Genomic DNA, 15,022 nt, shown 5'->3' with positions numbered 1-15,022 from the left:
TATCGTCAGGACTCTACGATGTGGCTAAAGACGAGCGCTGTCGAGATCTTCAACGAACCGGGTTGCGCAAAGAACCTGGCGAAGAGCGAAAAGGAGCGCAAGCAAGGCTGTTCGAAGCAGGTTTCGCCGGGGGCGGCCGCCGGCGGATGCGCATTCGACGGCGCGCGGATCGCATTGCAGCCCGTGGTCGACGTTGCACACTTGGTGCACGGGCCTATTGCATGTGAAGGAAACTCTTGGGACAACCGCCATTCGGCATCGTCTGGGCCGACTCTCTACCGCACCGCGTTCACAACCGATATTAACGAACTCGATGTAATTTACGGTGGCGAGAGGCGGCTCTTCAGGAGTCTGCGTGAAATTTTCGAAAAGTACGATCCGCCCGCCGTGTTCGTCTATCAGACGTGCGTGACCGCATTGATCGGCGATGACATAGACGCCGTATGCAAGCACGCGTCGGAAAAGTTCGGTAAACCCATCATACCGGTGAATGCGCCCGGTTTCGCAGGATCCAAAAACTTCGGCAACAAGCTCGCAGGGGAGACGATCCTCGATTACGTCATCGGCACGTGCGAGCCGGCGTACAAGACACCATTCGATATCAATCTTATCGGTGAATATAACCTCTCGGGCGAGTTGTGGCAGATAAAGCCGTTGTTCGAGGCGCTCGGCATCCGGATTCTGTCCTGCATCTCGGGAGACGGCCGCTACAGCGAGATCGCGAGCGCACACTGCGCGAAGGTCAACATGGTGGTGTGCTCCAAGTCCATGCTCAACGTTGCGACAAAAATGCAGAAGCGCTACGGTATTCCATACATCGAGGGTTCATTCTATGGAATTGGCGACATGAGCGACGCGCTGCGCGGGGTCGCGAGGCTACTGGTGGAGCGGGGTGCGCCGGACGATCTTATCGTGCGCACCGAGCACCTTGTCAAGGCAGAAGAGGCGCGCGTATGGGGGCGCATTGCTCCGTACAGGCAGCGGCTCGATGGCAAACGTGTGCTGCTCATCACGGGGGGCGTGAAGTCATGGTCGGTGGTCGCGGCGCTGCAGGAGGCCGGGCTCGAGATCGTCGGCACGAGTGTGAAGAAAAGCACGGAGGGGGATAAGGAAAGAATCAAGGAGATCATGGGCGATGAGACGCGCATGGTCGACAATTTGACGGCGCTCGAGATGTACAACATGCTCCGGGATGCGAAGGCCGACATCATGCTGTCTGGCGGGCGCTCGCAGTTTGTCGCACTTAAGGCGCGCGTGCCGTGGCTCGACGTGAATCAGGAGCGACACCATCCATACGCTGGCTACGAGGGCATTGTTAAATTGGTGCAGGAGATCGACCGTGCAATCCAGAACCCAGTCTGGCAGCAGGTGCGTATTCCTGCGCCGTGGGACGACGAAGGGCTAGTGCATCGCGAGGGGATTCGTAAGTCTTCCGCGCACATCAATCCGATTCCGCGGGGCGCAGACGGTGAGGCCTACGATTGGAACTTCCGCGCGGCGGTATCGAGTTGAGTTTCAGAGTGGGGCACATATCATGGCGATAGTCGTCGAGTCTGGAAAAGCCTGTACCGTTAATCCCCTAAGAATGAGTCAACCGCTCGGCGCGACGTATGCAGCCATGGGTCTTGATGCATGCATGCCGGTAATGCACGGCTCGCAGGGCTGTACGTCCTTCGCGCTCGTACTACTGGTGCGCCATTTCAAAGAAGCCATTCCGCTGCAAACAACGGCGATGAGCGAGGTCACCACGATTCTCGGCGGATACGAGAACGTAGAGACAGCGCTGCTGAACATTCGCAAGCGCGCGGCGCCTAAGATCATTTTGCTCTGCACGACGGGCCTGACTGAGACGAACGGCGAAGATGTGGAGGGGCACCTTGCGATGGTGCGAAAACGCAAGCGCGAACTGGACGATACTGAACTCATCCTCGTATCGACACCGGACTATATTGGTGCCTTTGAGGACGGCTACAGGCGCGCTGTGACCGCGATCGTCGAGACACTGGTGAAGCCGTTGCCGACGGTGCCTCAGCAGATCAATCTGGTGCCGGGAAGTCATCTATCGCCTGGCGACATCGACGAGCTTCGCGAGATTATTTGCGCATTCGGACTGGAGCCGATTGTGCTTCCAGATGTTTCCGGCTCCCTCGACGGCCACCTTGATTCTGCGTGGCGTGGCACGACGCTGGGCGGAACGACGATTGATCAGATCCGTGCCGCGGGGGCTTCGTCGTTCACAATTGGCGTGGGTGAGCAAACGCGCGACGCCGCCAAGACGCTCGAAGCAATTGCCGGCGTGCCGTTCGAGATCCTCGAGCGGCTTACGGGGCTGGAGCCGAACGACCGGTTCTTGCATCGCCTTGCACAACTTTCGGGGCGTGCAGTCCCGACCCGGTATCGCCGGCAGCGCAGCCAGCTACTGGATGCGATGCTCGACAGCCATTTTTATACTGGCGGTCTCAAAGTGGCGATCGGTGCGGAGCCGGACCTGCTGCTTTCGATCGGTTCGCTGCTCCGTGAAATGGGTGCGGAACTATCTGTTTGCATCAGTACCACTGCTTCGGCATCGCATGCGCTGTTGCCGGCAAGCCAAGTCATATTGGGGGACCTGGAGGACATGGAACGAGGCGCGAATAATTGCGACCTGCTGATCACGCATTCGCACGGCAGGCAGATGGCCGGTCGCCTCGGAAAGCCGCTGATGCGCGCGGGCTTGCCGGTGTTTGACCGCGTCGGCAACGCCCATCGTTGCCAGATAGGTTATCGCGGCACAATGAATCTTATTTTCGAGATTGCCAATCTCATGGTCGAGAGGATCTCGCAATCTCATCCGGGCGACTGGAAACTGCCGCAATCATTGGGCGGTCTTGATGTTTCGGTTCCGGGTTAGGTTTAAGAGAAGGGTGTTACATGCCGTAACTTGAACTTTATGAGGAGACCAGCGCATGAAGATCGCATTTGCGACACAGGACAAAGTGCACGTCGACGCTCATTTTGGCTGGGCGAAAAGCATTGCGGTCTACGACGTGACGACGGAAGAGCATACACTTTTACAGATTTTTGATTTCGGCGACAAGCTGGTGCAGGACGGCGATGATGAGAAACTTGCGCCGAAGCTCGAAGTGATCCGCGACTGCGCGATCTTGTATGTCGCGGCCATAGGCGGTACTGCGGCTGCGCGCGTAGTAGCACTTAATGTCCATCCAGTGAAAGTGCCGCAGCCGTTGCCGATCGAAGAAATTCTAATCAAGCTGAGCAGGGTTCTGAAAGGCACGCCGCCTCCGTGGTTGCGCAAGAAGCTCACCAGGGAACGTGGCAGATCGTACGATTTTGCAGGGGACGATGAGTTGCCAACTGGCCAAAACCGATCTTCGAGTATGGCGGTTCATGTTGCCAGTGACGCCTGTAGTGCGTCGTCCGATAAGGAGGGCATGATGAGTAACGATTCGCGGGAACTTAAGACGCGCCTGAAAAGACTCAACTCGTTGGCCACGCAGGCGAAGATGGATCTGCACGATCTGTCAGAAGAACTTCCAACGGGTTGGGAGCAGATAATGGTAGTCGCGCAACGCTGTCACGACGCGCATGACGCGCTGATGCAGGCACGTCAGACCGCAGTTTCGGCTTCCGATTAAACTCCGGATCTCCAAATGAGCCATCTTTTTAGCGTGATACTCCCAAGCGGAGAGGTCTGGATACCTCGCTTTGTAGATTCACTCGATGAACAAAAATGCATCGGTTGCGGGCGATGTTTCCGGGTGTGTTCTCGCGGCGTACTTCAACTGTTAGGCATCGATGAAGCGGGGGATCATGTTCCACTGGATGACGATGAAGACGAGGACGAGCATGAAAAGAAAGTCATGACAATTGCGTATCGAGGTCTCTGCGTTGGCTGCACGGCATGTGCGAAGATATGCCCGAAAGGATGCTACACACATGCTGCGGCTCAAGTGTGAGCAAGCGAGGATTCCTATGGATTACTACGCGGCGTTAATGCGCTATGCGAGAAACCCGGACGACTTGACGGTGCTTGCGGTCGCCGGTGTGCTCGCAGCCGCGGTCGACGAAGGCGGTACGGAAAGATTGCCTATCCCCGGACTGGATGCCGAGGAGACACACTGGCTGCTTGCTCGCTGGTTCCCCGATGCTGAGAGTTCACTGGGCCTTTACTTTGGCGCGCCGGCTGCAGATTCACAACCAGGACCGTCTTATGACGACATCGATCTTGTAACGTTGTTAAAGACATACGCCAATCCGGTGGCAGGCACAACAACCGAGATCCATTGCATTTCTCACGCACTGGCCTGCGCTTGCGCAGGCAAAAAACATTTGTGGCAGGAGCTGCGCCTTTCTTCGCGCGGCGAATTGTCGGCGCTTATCGAGTACTGGTTTCCGTCGCTTGCTGAAAAGAACGTTCACGGCATGAAGTGGAAGAAGTTTATCTACAAGGAGCTTTGCAGGAGCGAGGCGTTGAACGTGTGCCGGGCCTCAAGCTGTGGGGAGTGTGCGGAATATTCTAGTTGCTTCGGGCCGGAATGATTTTGCGGATCAGTGGCGACTCGGATTAGTATAGATATATTTGATGCCTTCTTCTGACGGTTGCAGGATGAGTCACGTAATGTATGTGATGTGGTGCACAGTACGGCGAGTGATATGAATCCAAAACGATTAGGAATATTAACGTTAGTCGGCGGGGAACAGTTATGAAGAAGTTAAAGAGGGTGCTCTGTGGTGCTCTGATGGTCGCTGCGCTGGCGGCGGCGGCGGCGCTGGCTTCTGCTGCCTCGGAAAAGGAATGCGCGTGGCTAAACGCGGAGAGCCCTTTAGAGAGTTTTACCGTTTACTGGTGGCCCGGCGGGGGGTGCCCCTATGTGGTTCGTCAAGCGGTTGGGGCTGACTTGGGTTCGTAAAAGGTGCCGTCTCGCAGCATAGCGAACAGGACGTCGCAGCGGCGCCGTGCCAGTGCGATGGTGCCGTCAGGGTGCTCAATGACGGCGGTGACAACGTGCAGCATCTTATGGACATCGATGCCGGCAACGCGTCGGTAGAGTGGAGACAGTCCTTCCATGTCACTCTCCTGGGGCTAGAATGAAAGTGACGCACAGGGCATCGATGAACTGGAAAACGCCTCGGACTCAGTCAGTCCGGGTCTCTTTACCGTTTGTGCTGCGGCGACAAGCCGCGCAACTGTTGGGGGTGCGAGCCAGTTCGGGTAGGCCTGGTTATACACGGGGTCGGGCCACCATTGAGATTGCGGTCTTTGGTGTGCTGTGCGCCACTGAGGATTCTGTGCCTTGCGGAGCTTTCATGCTTGGGGGCGATGCCGAATTAAATCATGAAAAGGTTATACAGAAGTGGCGCAGTAGCAGCCGTTTGTCCGAAAGCGCATTGAGCGATGCACCTGCGTGATGGGTGTTAACGGGCGGATTTTCGCGTTTCGCAATTTACTCTCGACTTTTCGAATGCAGATTCGTAATGAGCCGGGAGCGTGGGTGGACGAGGAATTTGAAACACTGGATCTGGGTGACCCGAGGCGGACTGGCGACAGCCGGTCGATGCGGCCAGACCCTGCAGCGCTTCGTGAACGTATGTGACAACGCACGCGCGTAAACTGCCTGCATGGCATCCAGCGACGCTACGCTTCCGGACGACATCGAGGCCGTGAAGGCTCTCGTGCTTGCACGTGAGGCGGCGTTACGTGAGCGCGAAGGTGATCTGCGGATCTGCGCGATACTGTGACGACGCTCCAGAAGTCGCTCTCGGACCGGGCGCTTGAAATCGAGCACCTGAAGCTGTGGATCGCGAAGCTTCAGCGCATGCAATTCGGGCGCAAGTCAATGTAGCTTGCCCGGCCGGATTGAGCAGGGGTCGAGGATTCGTCGCCAGATTGCCGGCCTGATGTATTGGAGGGACTTCACGCGAGGTAGGCGGCTGGCCTGCCGGTAGGGCTTATCGGCGCCCGGACTGCGCGAGAAGGGCTTCCACCACGTTGAAGCCGACGCAGTCGGCCGGGTCCAGCCGGCGCAGCTTGGCAAGGAGCTTTAGGGCAACCGCGCGTTCGCGGCGGCGAACGCTGATAAAGGCCAGCGCCTTCAGCGTGAAGAGCCAAAAGCGTGCCGGTCCAGGAATCGTGAAATCTGTGTCGCCTGGCTGTACCGCACACCAGTCAATGTCAATTGACGCTTCCCGCGCTGCAGCTGTCAAAGCCTTGGTTGCAACTTCCTTCGCCTCGCCAAGCTCGCCCCGGTTCGCGTGAAACTTGTATAGCAGATAGTAGGGTGGCAGGCAGCGCGGGTGACAAATAACGGCGGTCCACAATGCAGCGGTAACATCGTCACAGCGGCCGCCACGTGTGTCCTCGATTAGGTGCAGTACGGAAGGAGGCACGGCGCCGCCAAACAGATCTGTCGACTCAATGCCAGTAAGGAGATTCATTGACTTGCTCCGAAACGATAAGGCTTCTGACCCTTCCTGTGATAGGCGGAAGCCGAAATGCCGAGGTCGTATTCGTCTATCCAAACTTGAACTGGATTCCGTGGCCACCCCTCGGGTACTCCCAAGAAAGGTTGTGGTGTTCCCTGCATAGAATGCGACAACTGCCGCACTCAAGGCAGCCGTCGGTAATTAGTGTCACGGCGCCGTTGTTCTCGTTCCGATAACAAGAAGCGGGGCAGACGAACGTACAGCTTTTTTCGCTACATTCATTAATGCAGGTCTCGGGATTTTTTATTTGGACGTGTGGTCGGCCGACGTCAACGCGGTAACGGTTTTGGAATAGCTTCTCGTCGATGTTCACAGTAAGTCTGGTCATCGGAAGGCCCTCCAGAGTTTGTACGCGTCGCCCACCAAGCCTGTTAGTGAGCGACTTTTGCGGAAACTCGCCATGACCTCACCCTTCTTGGTCTGCTTGTCCACGCCGTCGACCGTAATCATTGTCCGAGCCGCTTTGGCGACGAGATCAGGATATGTGGTGAAAAAATGCGGATTGCGATGCAAGATCTTCGGCATGTCTCGGTACTTGAACAGGTCCTTCATCACGAAACTCTTGTCGAGCGCGGCCTTGTACCCGGAGAGGGCGCAAGCCCGATAGCTGTGGCCTCCGCTGGCTTTTGCGGCTATCGCGGTCTCCGCGGCGAGACGTCCTGTCGTCATGGCAAGATTAGAACCTTCGCGATGTGCGGAATTGACGAAGCCACCGGAATCGCCGACGATCATCCAGCCATTGCCGTACACTTCCGGGATTGCATTGAAGCCCCCTTCGGGGATCAGATGCGCACAGTACTCCTTCATTTCACCGCCGGCGATGAGCGGGGCGATGGACGGATGACGCTTCATTTTTTCGAGCAACACATACGGGCTTGTACGGTTCGAGTTGTTTTTGAAGTCGCTCAGCATACAGCCGACGCCGATTGTCAGCGACTCCTTGTTAGTGTACAAGAAGCCGGTTCCAGCCATGCCGTCGGTGATTCGGCCGACCATCTCAATGACAACGCCCTCGTTATCGGCAACGTTAAAACGCTGGCAAATTATTTCCTCAGGCATAAAGAGAATCTCCTTCACAGCCAGCGCGACATTGCCCGCCTTGATTTCGCCGTGAAAGCCTGCCTTACGCGCCAATGTCGAATTGACGCCGTCCGCGAGGACCACGATGTCCGCATAGACTTCGCCGTGTTCGCGGTCGCATTGCACACCGACAACCTGGTCTCCGTCCACAATCAGGCGATTTACCGTGGTCTCGCAGATCAGCAAAGCGCCTGCTTCACGTACTTTCGATGAAAACCACTTGTCGAACTGTGCCCGTATGATCGTGTAGCGGTTATATGGGGGATTGTTGTAGTCTTCGCTGCGCGCGTGCGTGCCGACAAACGAGGTATCATCGAGCATCCACAGGCGCTGCTCGATGATGTGGCGCTCGAGAGGGGCATCGTCGCGGAAGTCTGGAATGATCTCTTCCAGTGCATTGGCGTAAAGAATCGCGCCCTGAACGTTTTTGCTTCCGGGATACTCGCCGCGTTCAATCTGAAGCACTTTCAGCCCGCCTTTCGCCATAACGTAGGCTGCGGCGTTGCCTGATGGTCCAGCTCCGACCACAATGGCATCGAATTTTGGGGAGGTTATCATGTTTGTTTTCCTTACGAGTCTAGCCGCTGCGGTGTCAGGTGCTGCTTAAAGGCCTGTGTTAGTTCTGGTAGTACGCGCATTGCGTCCCCCACAACCCCGTAGTGTGCGTAGTCAAAAATCGGGGCGTTTGGGTCGGTGTTGATTGCGACGATGACGTCAGAGCTTTCCATTCCGACCCGATGCTGGATCGCACCAGAGATTCCCGCGGCGAGATAAAGCTTGGGCCTGACAGTTTTGCCGGTTTGTCCGATCTGGCGTTCGGCTCGGACCCAACCCGCCTGAACGCATGGGCGGCTGGCGCCGACTTCGCCACCGAGCACCTGCGCCAGCTCGAATAGCAGCTTGAAGTTCTCGCGATTCTTGAGTCCCTTGCCGCCGCTCACGATCACGTCCGCGTAGGCGAGGTTGATTTGATCGCTCGTTTCGTCGGGGATGAAGTCAAGCAATTTAGTTACTATATTGGCCTCGATCATCCCGAGCGTTTCCTGCACGATCTCGCCACTGCGGCCTTGCTGCGCCGGCGGCATGGACATGACTCGTGGGCGCACAGTCGCCATCTGAGGGCGAGATTCGAGCGTCATGATCGTACATAGCAGAGAGCCGCCGAAGGTCGGCCGCGTCGCAGCTAGTGCACGCGAGGCGGGATCGATATTCAACTCGGTGCAGTCGGCTGTAAGGCCAGTCAGAAGCCGTGTTGCGACAGAGCCCGCGAGATCTCGGCCCATTGAAGTCGCACCGAGCAACAGTATCTCGGGGCAATACTTGCTAACCAGATCTGACAGGCCTTTCGTGAACGGTTCATTGCGATAACCGCGCAACACCGGATCGTGGATGACATACGCTTTGTCCGCGCCCAGGGTGAACGCCTCAGCGGCAAACTGCTCGAGTGGCTCTTCAGTACCGCCGAGTACCGCTACAGCGACGTTGCTGCCTAGTTTGTCGGCGAGCTTGCGAGCCTCACCGATCAGTTCCCACGATACGCTGTGCGCTCGGCCACGGTCGTGCTCGATGAAGACCCACACGCCCCGATAGTCTTTCATACGGTCGGGAAGTTCCACGTTGCAGCCGTTAGCCTGTGCGATCGGCGCACCCGGTTTTTTTTTCCAAGCAACAAGCGAATTCATGCATTCCTCTCCGTGAGCCGCAGGTCCGCCTCCAGCGTCGGATGGCGAGTGAAGATCTTATGCACGAGTTGAGCCGCCGCGTCGTGGAGACTCGACTCGTCGAATTCGATCATCTCGGCATCTTCTTCACGCGGCGTTGCGCCGAACACCTTACGTACGACGGTATGTGAACCCTTCAGCCCGATCTTGCTGACGTCATTGATCCCGGCCTGCTCGCGGTTCCACTTGCGTACGGGGAAGCGAGCGGCATGGATTACTCTGGGCAGTGTTGCGAAACGCAGATCGTTCGTGTTTTCAAGCATCGTAACAAGGCACGGCAACGCAGTCTCGAGTACCTGAACGCCCCCTTCAGCACGGCGTTCGACCATGATCGTGCGTCTGACGAGGTCGATCTCGAGGATTCTCGACACGTAGGTAAGCAGTTGGATGCCCATGCGCGTCGCGATGCCCGGGCCGACCTGGGCTGTATCACCGTCGATCGTTTGTTTGCCCGTAAAGATCATATCCACTGAGCGTTCACTCGCGATCTGGCGTGTCGCGGCGGCCAACGCATAAGAAGTGGCGAGCGTGTCGGCGCCGGCGAACGACCGGTCGGTGATGAGCACGGCGTCGTCTGCACCGTAGCTGATGCATCTACGCAGTGCGTCCTCGGCCTGTGGTGGTCCCATAGAAAGTATCGTGACCCATGCGCCGAAGCGGTCTTTTAGCCGCAACGCTTCTTCTAGCGAGAAGAGATCGTAAGGGTTGACGATTGCCGGCACGCCTTGCCGCATGATGGTGTTGGTCACAGGGTGAACCCGAATCTGAGCAGAATCCGGTACTTGTTTGATGCAAACGACAATATGCATTGAGGCTCTCCTGATCAGAGGCCGCTGCGTGCCGACAGCAACGCGCACAGGCTTTTGAGGAAGACGACATGCCGGTCTGCGGCCTTCTAACGACTTTAAACACTCGTTGTTCAGGGGGCCTGGATACAACGAAGTCGTCGCAGGCCTTCCGCAGCAAGCCGTGATAGGTAAGCCGTCGCGGGGGCGGCGTGTCGTTCTGATATTTGATGTACCGAAGGAAGCGTTTCATGATGTGCAGGCGGTTCAACTTCACTATTCTTTCGTCGAGGGCAATGCAAAAGACTCGGAAATCCTCCATAGATGAAAGTGGACGAAGTTTCGAATAAGCTCTTCCATGGGTTTGCTCCTCCTAAGTCCGTTTTTCGCTATGAGCGGCCTTCAGGACGCTCTGACTAGCGTGCTCCGTGACTCACTTAAAAAGCGGCGGAGATCGATTGCGCTAGGCGGCTGCTTATGTTGCGTGGCGAAGGCGCGGATGCGCGGTAGCAGTAGCGGCACAAGCCGCTCCGATACCTTCAGGCCCAAAGCGTCATATGCGTCACGCACGCCTTGAGACCCAGAATGTTCGCCGAGCACCGTAGACCGTTGCCGGCCCACCTCTGCGGGATCGAATCCTGCGTAGGTTGCGACGTGTTTGGAAAGGCCGTCCGTGTGAATTCCCGCTTCGTGAGTAAAAACGCCTCTACCGACGATGCTTTTTCCAAAGGAGACGGCTCGGCCCGACGCATGTTCGACCAGCGACGAAATAGCGGGCAGCGCTTGAGTGTCGACCCCCGTATCTCGTCGCAGAAGATGACGTGCTCCCATCACGACTTCCTCTAGCGCCGCGTTGCCGGCTCGCTCGCCAAGACCGTTGACTGTGGTGCTGGCATGTGTTGCGCCTGCCGCAAGGGCCGCTAACGTGTTGGCTGTGGCCAGCCCGAGATCGTCGTGCGCATGGATTTCGATCTCGAGGTCCACGGCAACGCGCAGCGCCGCAATCGCGTGGTATGTCTCAAACGGATCCAGCACGCCAACCGTGTCTGCGAAACGCAAGCGCTGAACCCCGTGCTGCTGTGCGCATTGAGCCACTTCGATGACAAATGAAGGATCCGCGCGCGAGGCGTCTTCCATGCCGAGAGAAATCGTTGCGCGACTTCCGATTGCTATGTTGACAACTCGCGCAATTTGACTCAGAACCCACGTACGCGACTGCTGCAGCTTGTGGCGCAGATGAATATCCGAAACAGGGATGGAGAGGTGAACGATGTCGGCATTGCAACGCAATGCCGCCGCGAGGTCGCCTTCGGTGAGGCGTCCCCAAACGATTATACGGGAGTCGAGATTTAACCCGGCAATTTCCGCTATGCACGCCATTTCCTCGTCGCCCATTGCGGGAACCCCGACTTCGAGTTCCGGCACGCCGGCCTGAGACAGGGCGCTCGCGATCGCGCATTTTTCCTCGACGCGAAATGCAACACCTGCAGTCTGCTCACCATCGCGGAGCGTCGTATCATTAATAATTGGAACATGCATGTCAAGTCTCCCGAGAGATGTCGATAGCGCTGCAAACATCGTGCCAATGGGATGCTACGGCCGGAGTGCGGTTCTGTTTGACCCTGAAATGCGTCATGTCGGGAATCTGAGTACGTGGTGTGATAAGTCGCGTCGGGAATGTCCCATTCCCAACAGTGTCGCGCTTGAACCTGGCCGATCGGGTTATCGGCGCACGCAGAAGCGGTTGCTTTTATCGCGAGTAATTCAAATGAATAAGAACTGAGACACAGCGCCAGCGCAGCTGGACTACCCATGTGTCATGGCGACGGAGCACGGCGATGCTCTCGGCTTCAAGTATCGTCCGCTCGCACATCGTGCGTTTTCGCGTTGGCATGGATTTCGCTGTGAGCGATGGCACGCACACTGTTCATTGCGGAGAGATATCCATGCACGATTGCGCAAATGCCGGCGCTCTGATCTTGGCCGACGGCGCCAGAGTCACACACATCATGCCATCGGTGTCGGCCGCGGATCCAATTGCCCGATACGGCCGCTCTGATTCAAATGGCGCACCAGGCGGGTCAAGTTGCTGTTCGACCGACGCACCAAAAAACATCAGTGTGGAGGTGTGGGAAAAGGTTAGAGATCACCCGTGTTATTCGGAAGAAGCGCATCGCCATTATGCGCGCATGCATGTCGCAGTGGCGCCCGCCTGCAATATCCAATGCAACTACTGCAACCGAAAGTATGATTGTTCGAACGAGTCGCGGCCTGGTGTGGTATCAGAGAAGCTCACGCCGGATCAGGCCGTGAAAAAGGTGATGACCGTCGCCTCGAGGATTCCGCAATTGACTGTCGTCGGGATCGCGGGCCCGGGGGATGCACTGGCCAATCCGAACAAAACGTTCGACACCTTTCGTATGCTTCGCGAACTCACGCCGGACATTAAGCTATGTCTTTCGACGAACGGGCTTTCGCTGCCTGACTATGTCAACGAAATTTGCGATTACGGCATTGATCACGTGACGATCACTATCAACATGGTCGACCCTGTCATCGGCGAAAAGATCTATCCGTGGATCTTTTGGGATCACAGAAGAGTCACGGGTGAAGAGGCCGCGCGAATTCTGCACGAGCGTCAGATGCTAGGGCTCGACATGTTGAGCGCGCGTGGCGTACTTACGAAGATCAACTCGGTACTCATCCCTGGCATCAACGACGAGCACCTGGTCGAAGTGAATCATGAAGTAAAGAGGCGGGGGGCATTTTTGCACAACATCATGCCGCTGATCTCGGATCCTATGCACGGCACGTATTTCGGTGGCCGTGGCCAGCGCGAGCCTACCGCTGGCGAGTTGAAGGCCGTGCAGGACGCCTGCATGGGCGGCGCGGCCCTAATGCGCCATTGCCGGCAATGTCGTGCAGATGCCGTAGGCCTTCTGGGCGAAGACCGCCATCACGAGTTTTCGCTCGCAAGCATCGAACACCTGGACGCCGTGGACACGCTTGAGCTTGGCCGTACACGTCGACACCGCGTCGACGCCGAATGCGATGGAGAGTGCAAGATGAAACATAAGACACGAGGCTTGTCAGGAGCGACCCGGGTGCTAGGCGATGTCGAGGTGCGGATTGCCGTTGCGACGAAGGGAGGCGGGCTCGTCAACGCACATTTCGGCCATGTTTCCGAGTTCCAGATTTTCCAAGTCAGCGCCGCTGGAGCCCTGTTTGTCGCGCACCGCCGCGTGGGCGCTTATTGCCGCGGCGGCGATGGCGCTGAGGATGACTTGGTGCCGATCATACACGCGATCAACGATTGCCATGCTGTGCTGGTTGCAAAGATTGGCTTGTGTCCACGGAAGTCGCTATTAGAAGCGGGAATCGAACCCGTGGATATGTACGCCCACGAACCAATCGAAAAAGCCGCGCTTGCATGGCTCACCGACTATTGTGGCCGTCTCGCGACTGGCGAAATTGACCACACGGGCCGCGGCGACACGGCAATACCACAGATCGGATTGACTAGGGTGGGCGAAGATGCCCCTGTTTGAGCGGCAGGTAGCGTAGTCGTCACGACGTGCTCGGTTACACAGGAAATCATCACAAGGAGTGCCTGGTATGGCCCTAAAGATCATTGCCTCCGCCTGCACTGGCTGCTCGGCGTGCGAGCCGCAATGCCCAAACGTCGCCATCATCGAGAAAGGCGGCGTCTTCGCAATCGATCCGCGGAAATGTACCGTGTGCGAAGGGCAATTCGAAAGTCCGCAATGCGTGGCAGCGTGCCCTGTGGACGGGTGCATCGTGCCGGCCTAGCGCTGCGGTTCCGCTGCTTTGCGCAGTGTTCCCGACGATTATTCAATTCGACGATTTCTAAATCATGTTGCCAAATTTTGCAGTGACACCTGCCGCCGAAAAGTTCCTGCACCGTATCGTGCGCTTTTCCGGGCTGCCATCCGGTGCGGGCGTCCGTATTTGTGTGAGTACCGGCGGTTGCTCCGGATACGAAGCCGAACTTAGCGCCGCCGACGATGCGCAGCCCGGTGATGAGACTACGGAGATCAATGGACTGCGGATTTTCTTGTCGGCAGAAAGTCGGCTGTTGCTCGACGGCTTTACCGTCGACTTCGTCGAAACACAAGACAGGTGTGGTCTTGCATTCAACAACGGCAATCAAGCATTTGGCGTCGCCGCGCGCGATGGCGCAGGCAAGTCGAGCGTCTCTCGCATCGACGCGAGTGCGATCGGGCGCGGACTTAACTCATTGCCGCGGGAGGTGTCATGAAGCGTGCATCCCTGTATTTAAATGAGCTGGGCGTGAGGGACGTTGAGAGCGACGATGCAGTCGAACTCGCTTTTCCACCGCGGTTCGCCGTTGGCGAGCGAGTGATTTCACGCGCCGTGATTCGTAACGACGGTACATACAACGGTAAGGCTATGGGGGAACTGCTCGTGAGCCAAGGCGATGCCGGTTATGTCAGCGCAATCGGCACGTTTCTGCAGCGGTTCTACGTCTATGCGGTTCACTTTTTCGAAGGAGACCGCCGTGTCGGAATGCGCGCGAAGGAGCTCTGCACGCTCGACCGCCTGCCGCAGGACGTGCTCGCACAACTGGGGAGGCGCGCCGACGCGCTTCGCTGGATCGGTTCGTGGCACGCCGATATGGAGAAGGAGAACTGCGTGCAGATGCCGACGCTAAGCGCCGTGCGTACTAGTCCATTGCGTCATTGAATTGGCACCCCATCTGTGCTCAGATATCGGTCATGGGAAAAATGAATCTGACGGATACCGAACGCGAACAACTTCTGTCTGCTGCGCGCAGCCGGACGGTACGCGCAGCGGACGTGCGACGCGCAAAGTTGATCCTGATGCTCGAGGACGGCGAATCGCGCGACAGCATCATGCGCATACTTTGCTGTGACTCGCGCTTCATCTCGCGCTGGTCGGGGCGCTTCCTCA

Annotated in this window: 16 protein-coding genes and 4 pseudogenes; 12 read left to right on the top strand and 8 right to left on the bottom strand. The window is 57.3% G+C overall.

The window, feature by feature from the left end:
* Positions 1 to 18 precede the first annotated feature (18 nt).
* The 6 genes and pseudogenes from nifE (at position 19) to M3I54_RS34830 (ending at position 4,539) form a co-directional block, all read left to right on the top strand.
* Positions 19 to 1,512 carry a nitrogenase iron-molybdenum cofactor biosynthesis protein NifE gene (gene nifE, locus M3I54_RS34855; protein WP_254344020.1) on the top strand — a complete coding sequence of 498 codons (1,494 nt, stop codon included), beginning with the start codon at positions 19 to 21 and terminating at the stop codon, positions 1,510 to 1,512.
* Between the two features lie 22 nt (positions 1,513 to 1,534).
* A complete protein-coding gene (gene nifN / locus M3I54_RS34850) occupies positions 1,535 to 2,890 on the top strand; it encodes a nitrogenase iron-molybdenum cofactor biosynthesis protein NifN (protein WP_254344019.1) in 1,356 nt (451 codons plus the stop codon).
* Between the two features lie 55 nt (positions 2,891 to 2,945).
* Positions 2,946 to 3,359, top strand: a pseudogene (gene nifX / locus M3I54_RS34845) (nitrogen fixation protein NifX); the annotation flags it as partial.
* A 75-nt stretch (positions 3,360 to 3,434) separates the two neighbouring features.
* Positions 3,435 to 3,635 carry a CCE_0567 family metalloprotein gene (locus M3I54_RS34840; protein WP_254344035.1) on the top strand — a complete coding sequence of 67 codons (201 nt, stop codon included), beginning with the start codon at positions 3,435 to 3,437 and terminating at the stop codon, positions 3,633 to 3,635.
* Positions 3,636 to 3,650: 15 nt separating this feature from the next.
* On the top strand, positions 3,651 to 3,956 hold the full coding sequence (gene fdxB, locus M3I54_RS34835; protein ID WP_254344017.1) for a ferredoxin III, nif-specific: 306 nt from the start codon (positions 3,651 to 3,653) through the stop codon (positions 3,954 to 3,956).
* A gap of 16 nt (positions 3,957 to 3,972) precedes the next feature.
* Positions 3,973 to 4,539 (top strand): nitrogen fixation protein NifQ, encoded by a 567-nt coding sequence (locus tag M3I54_RS34830; protein ID WP_254344015.1) that lies wholly within the window; start codon positions 3,973 to 3,975, stop codon positions 4,537 to 4,539.
* Positions 4,540 to 4,879: 340 nt separating this feature from the next.
* Here M3I54_RS34830 and M3I54_RS34825 read toward each other — a convergent pair whose 3' ends face one another.
* The gene (locus M3I54_RS34825; protein ID WP_254344037.1) at positions 4,880 to 5,068 is read right to left on the bottom strand and encodes a hypothetical protein; all 189 of its coding nucleotides are present in this window, start codon (positions 5,066 to 5,068) and stop codon (positions 4,880 to 4,882) included.
* Between the two features lie 551 nt (positions 5,069 to 5,619).
* On the opposite strand from M3I54_RS34825, the pseudogene M3I54_RS34820 reads away from it, so the two are divergent.
* A pseudogene (locus tag M3I54_RS34820) lies at positions 5,620 to 5,837 on the top strand (IS66 family transposase); the annotation flags it as partial.
* 112 nt (positions 5,838 to 5,949) lie between these two features.
* Here the strand turns inward: M3I54_RS34820 and M3I54_RS34815 are convergent.
* From M3I54_RS34815 to nifV, 7 genes and pseudogenes are all read right to left on the bottom strand, one after another.
* Entirely contained in the window at positions 5,950 to 6,435 is a 486-nt protein-coding gene (locus M3I54_RS34815; protein ID WP_254316852.1) for a hypothetical protein, read from the bottom strand.
* Positions 6,436 to 6,511: 76 nt separating this feature from the next.
* Positions 6,512 to 6,811 (bottom strand): ferredoxin family protein, encoded by a 300-nt coding sequence (locus M3I54_RS34810; protein ID WP_254344013.1) that lies wholly within the window; start codon positions 6,809 to 6,811, stop codon positions 6,512 to 6,514.
* A complete protein-coding gene (locus M3I54_RS34805) occupies positions 6,808 to 8,121 on the bottom strand; it encodes an FAD-dependent monooxygenase (protein WP_254344011.1) in 1,314 nt (437 codons plus the stop codon). The genes M3I54_RS34810 and M3I54_RS34805 overlap by 4 nt, the downstream gene beginning before the upstream one ends.
* A gap of 11 nt (positions 8,122 to 8,132) precedes the next feature.
* The gene (locus M3I54_RS34800) at positions 8,133 to 9,245 is read right to left on the bottom strand and encodes an electron transfer flavoprotein subunit alpha/FixB family protein (protein ID WP_254344009.1); all 1,113 of its coding nucleotides are present in this window, start codon (positions 9,243 to 9,245) and stop codon (positions 8,133 to 8,135) included.
* Positions 9,242 to 10,093, bottom strand: coding sequence for an electron transfer flavoprotein subunit beta/FixA family protein (locus tag M3I54_RS34795; RefSeq protein ID WP_254344007.1), 852 nt, complete (start codon positions 10,091 to 10,093; stop codon positions 9,242 to 9,244). Before M3I54_RS34795 ends, M3I54_RS34800 begins: the two co-directional genes overlap by 4 nt.
* An 88-nt stretch (positions 10,094 to 10,181) precedes the next feature.
* A pseudogene (locus M3I54_RS45485) lies at positions 10,182 to 10,403 on the bottom strand (nitrogenase-stabilizing/protective protein NifW); the annotation flags it as partial.
* Between the two features lie 68 nt (positions 10,404 to 10,471).
* Entirely contained in the window at positions 10,472 to 11,608 is a 1,137-nt protein-coding gene (nifV, locus tag M3I54_RS34790) for a homocitrate synthase (RefSeq protein WP_254344005.1), read from the bottom strand.
* A 407-nt stretch (positions 11,609 to 12,015) separates the two neighbouring features.
* Here nifV and nifB point away from each other — a divergent pair, with 407 nt between their 5' ends.
* From nifB to M3I54_RS34765, 5 genes and pseudogenes are all read left to right on the top strand, one after another.
* Entirely contained in the window at positions 12,016 to 13,617 is a 1,602-nt protein-coding gene (nifB, locus tag M3I54_RS34785) for a nitrogenase cofactor biosynthesis protein NifB (RefSeq protein ID WP_375541820.1), read from the top strand.
* A gap of 67 nt (positions 13,618 to 13,684) precedes the next feature.
* A complete protein-coding gene (locus M3I54_RS34780; RefSeq protein ID WP_133189644.1) occupies positions 13,685 to 13,879 on the top strand; it encodes a 4Fe-4S binding protein in 195 nt (64 codons plus the stop codon).
* A gap of 64 nt (positions 13,880 to 13,943) precedes the next feature.
* The gene (locus M3I54_RS34775) at positions 13,944 to 14,348 is read left to right on the top strand and encodes an iron-sulfur cluster assembly accessory protein (RefSeq protein WP_254344002.1); all 405 of its coding nucleotides are present in this window, start codon (positions 13,944 to 13,946) and stop codon (positions 14,346 to 14,348) included.
* Entirely contained in the window at positions 14,345 to 14,794 is a 450-nt protein-coding gene (locus M3I54_RS34770) for a nitrogen fixation protein NifZ (protein WP_254344000.1), read from the top strand. The genes M3I54_RS34775 and M3I54_RS34770 overlap by 4 nt, the downstream gene beginning before the upstream one ends.
* 23 nt (positions 14,795 to 14,817) lie before the next feature.
* Positions 14,818 to 15,022 (top strand): annotated as a pseudogene (locus M3I54_RS34765) (IS630 family transposase); the annotation flags it as partial.

Source organism: Paraburkholderia sp. CNPSo 3274 (assembly GCF_024206475.1).
Taxonomy (GTDB): domain Bacteria; phylum Pseudomonadota; class Gammaproteobacteria; order Burkholderiales; family Burkholderiaceae; genus Paraburkholderia.
This window is presented reverse-complemented; position numbering and strand designations above follow the sequence as displayed.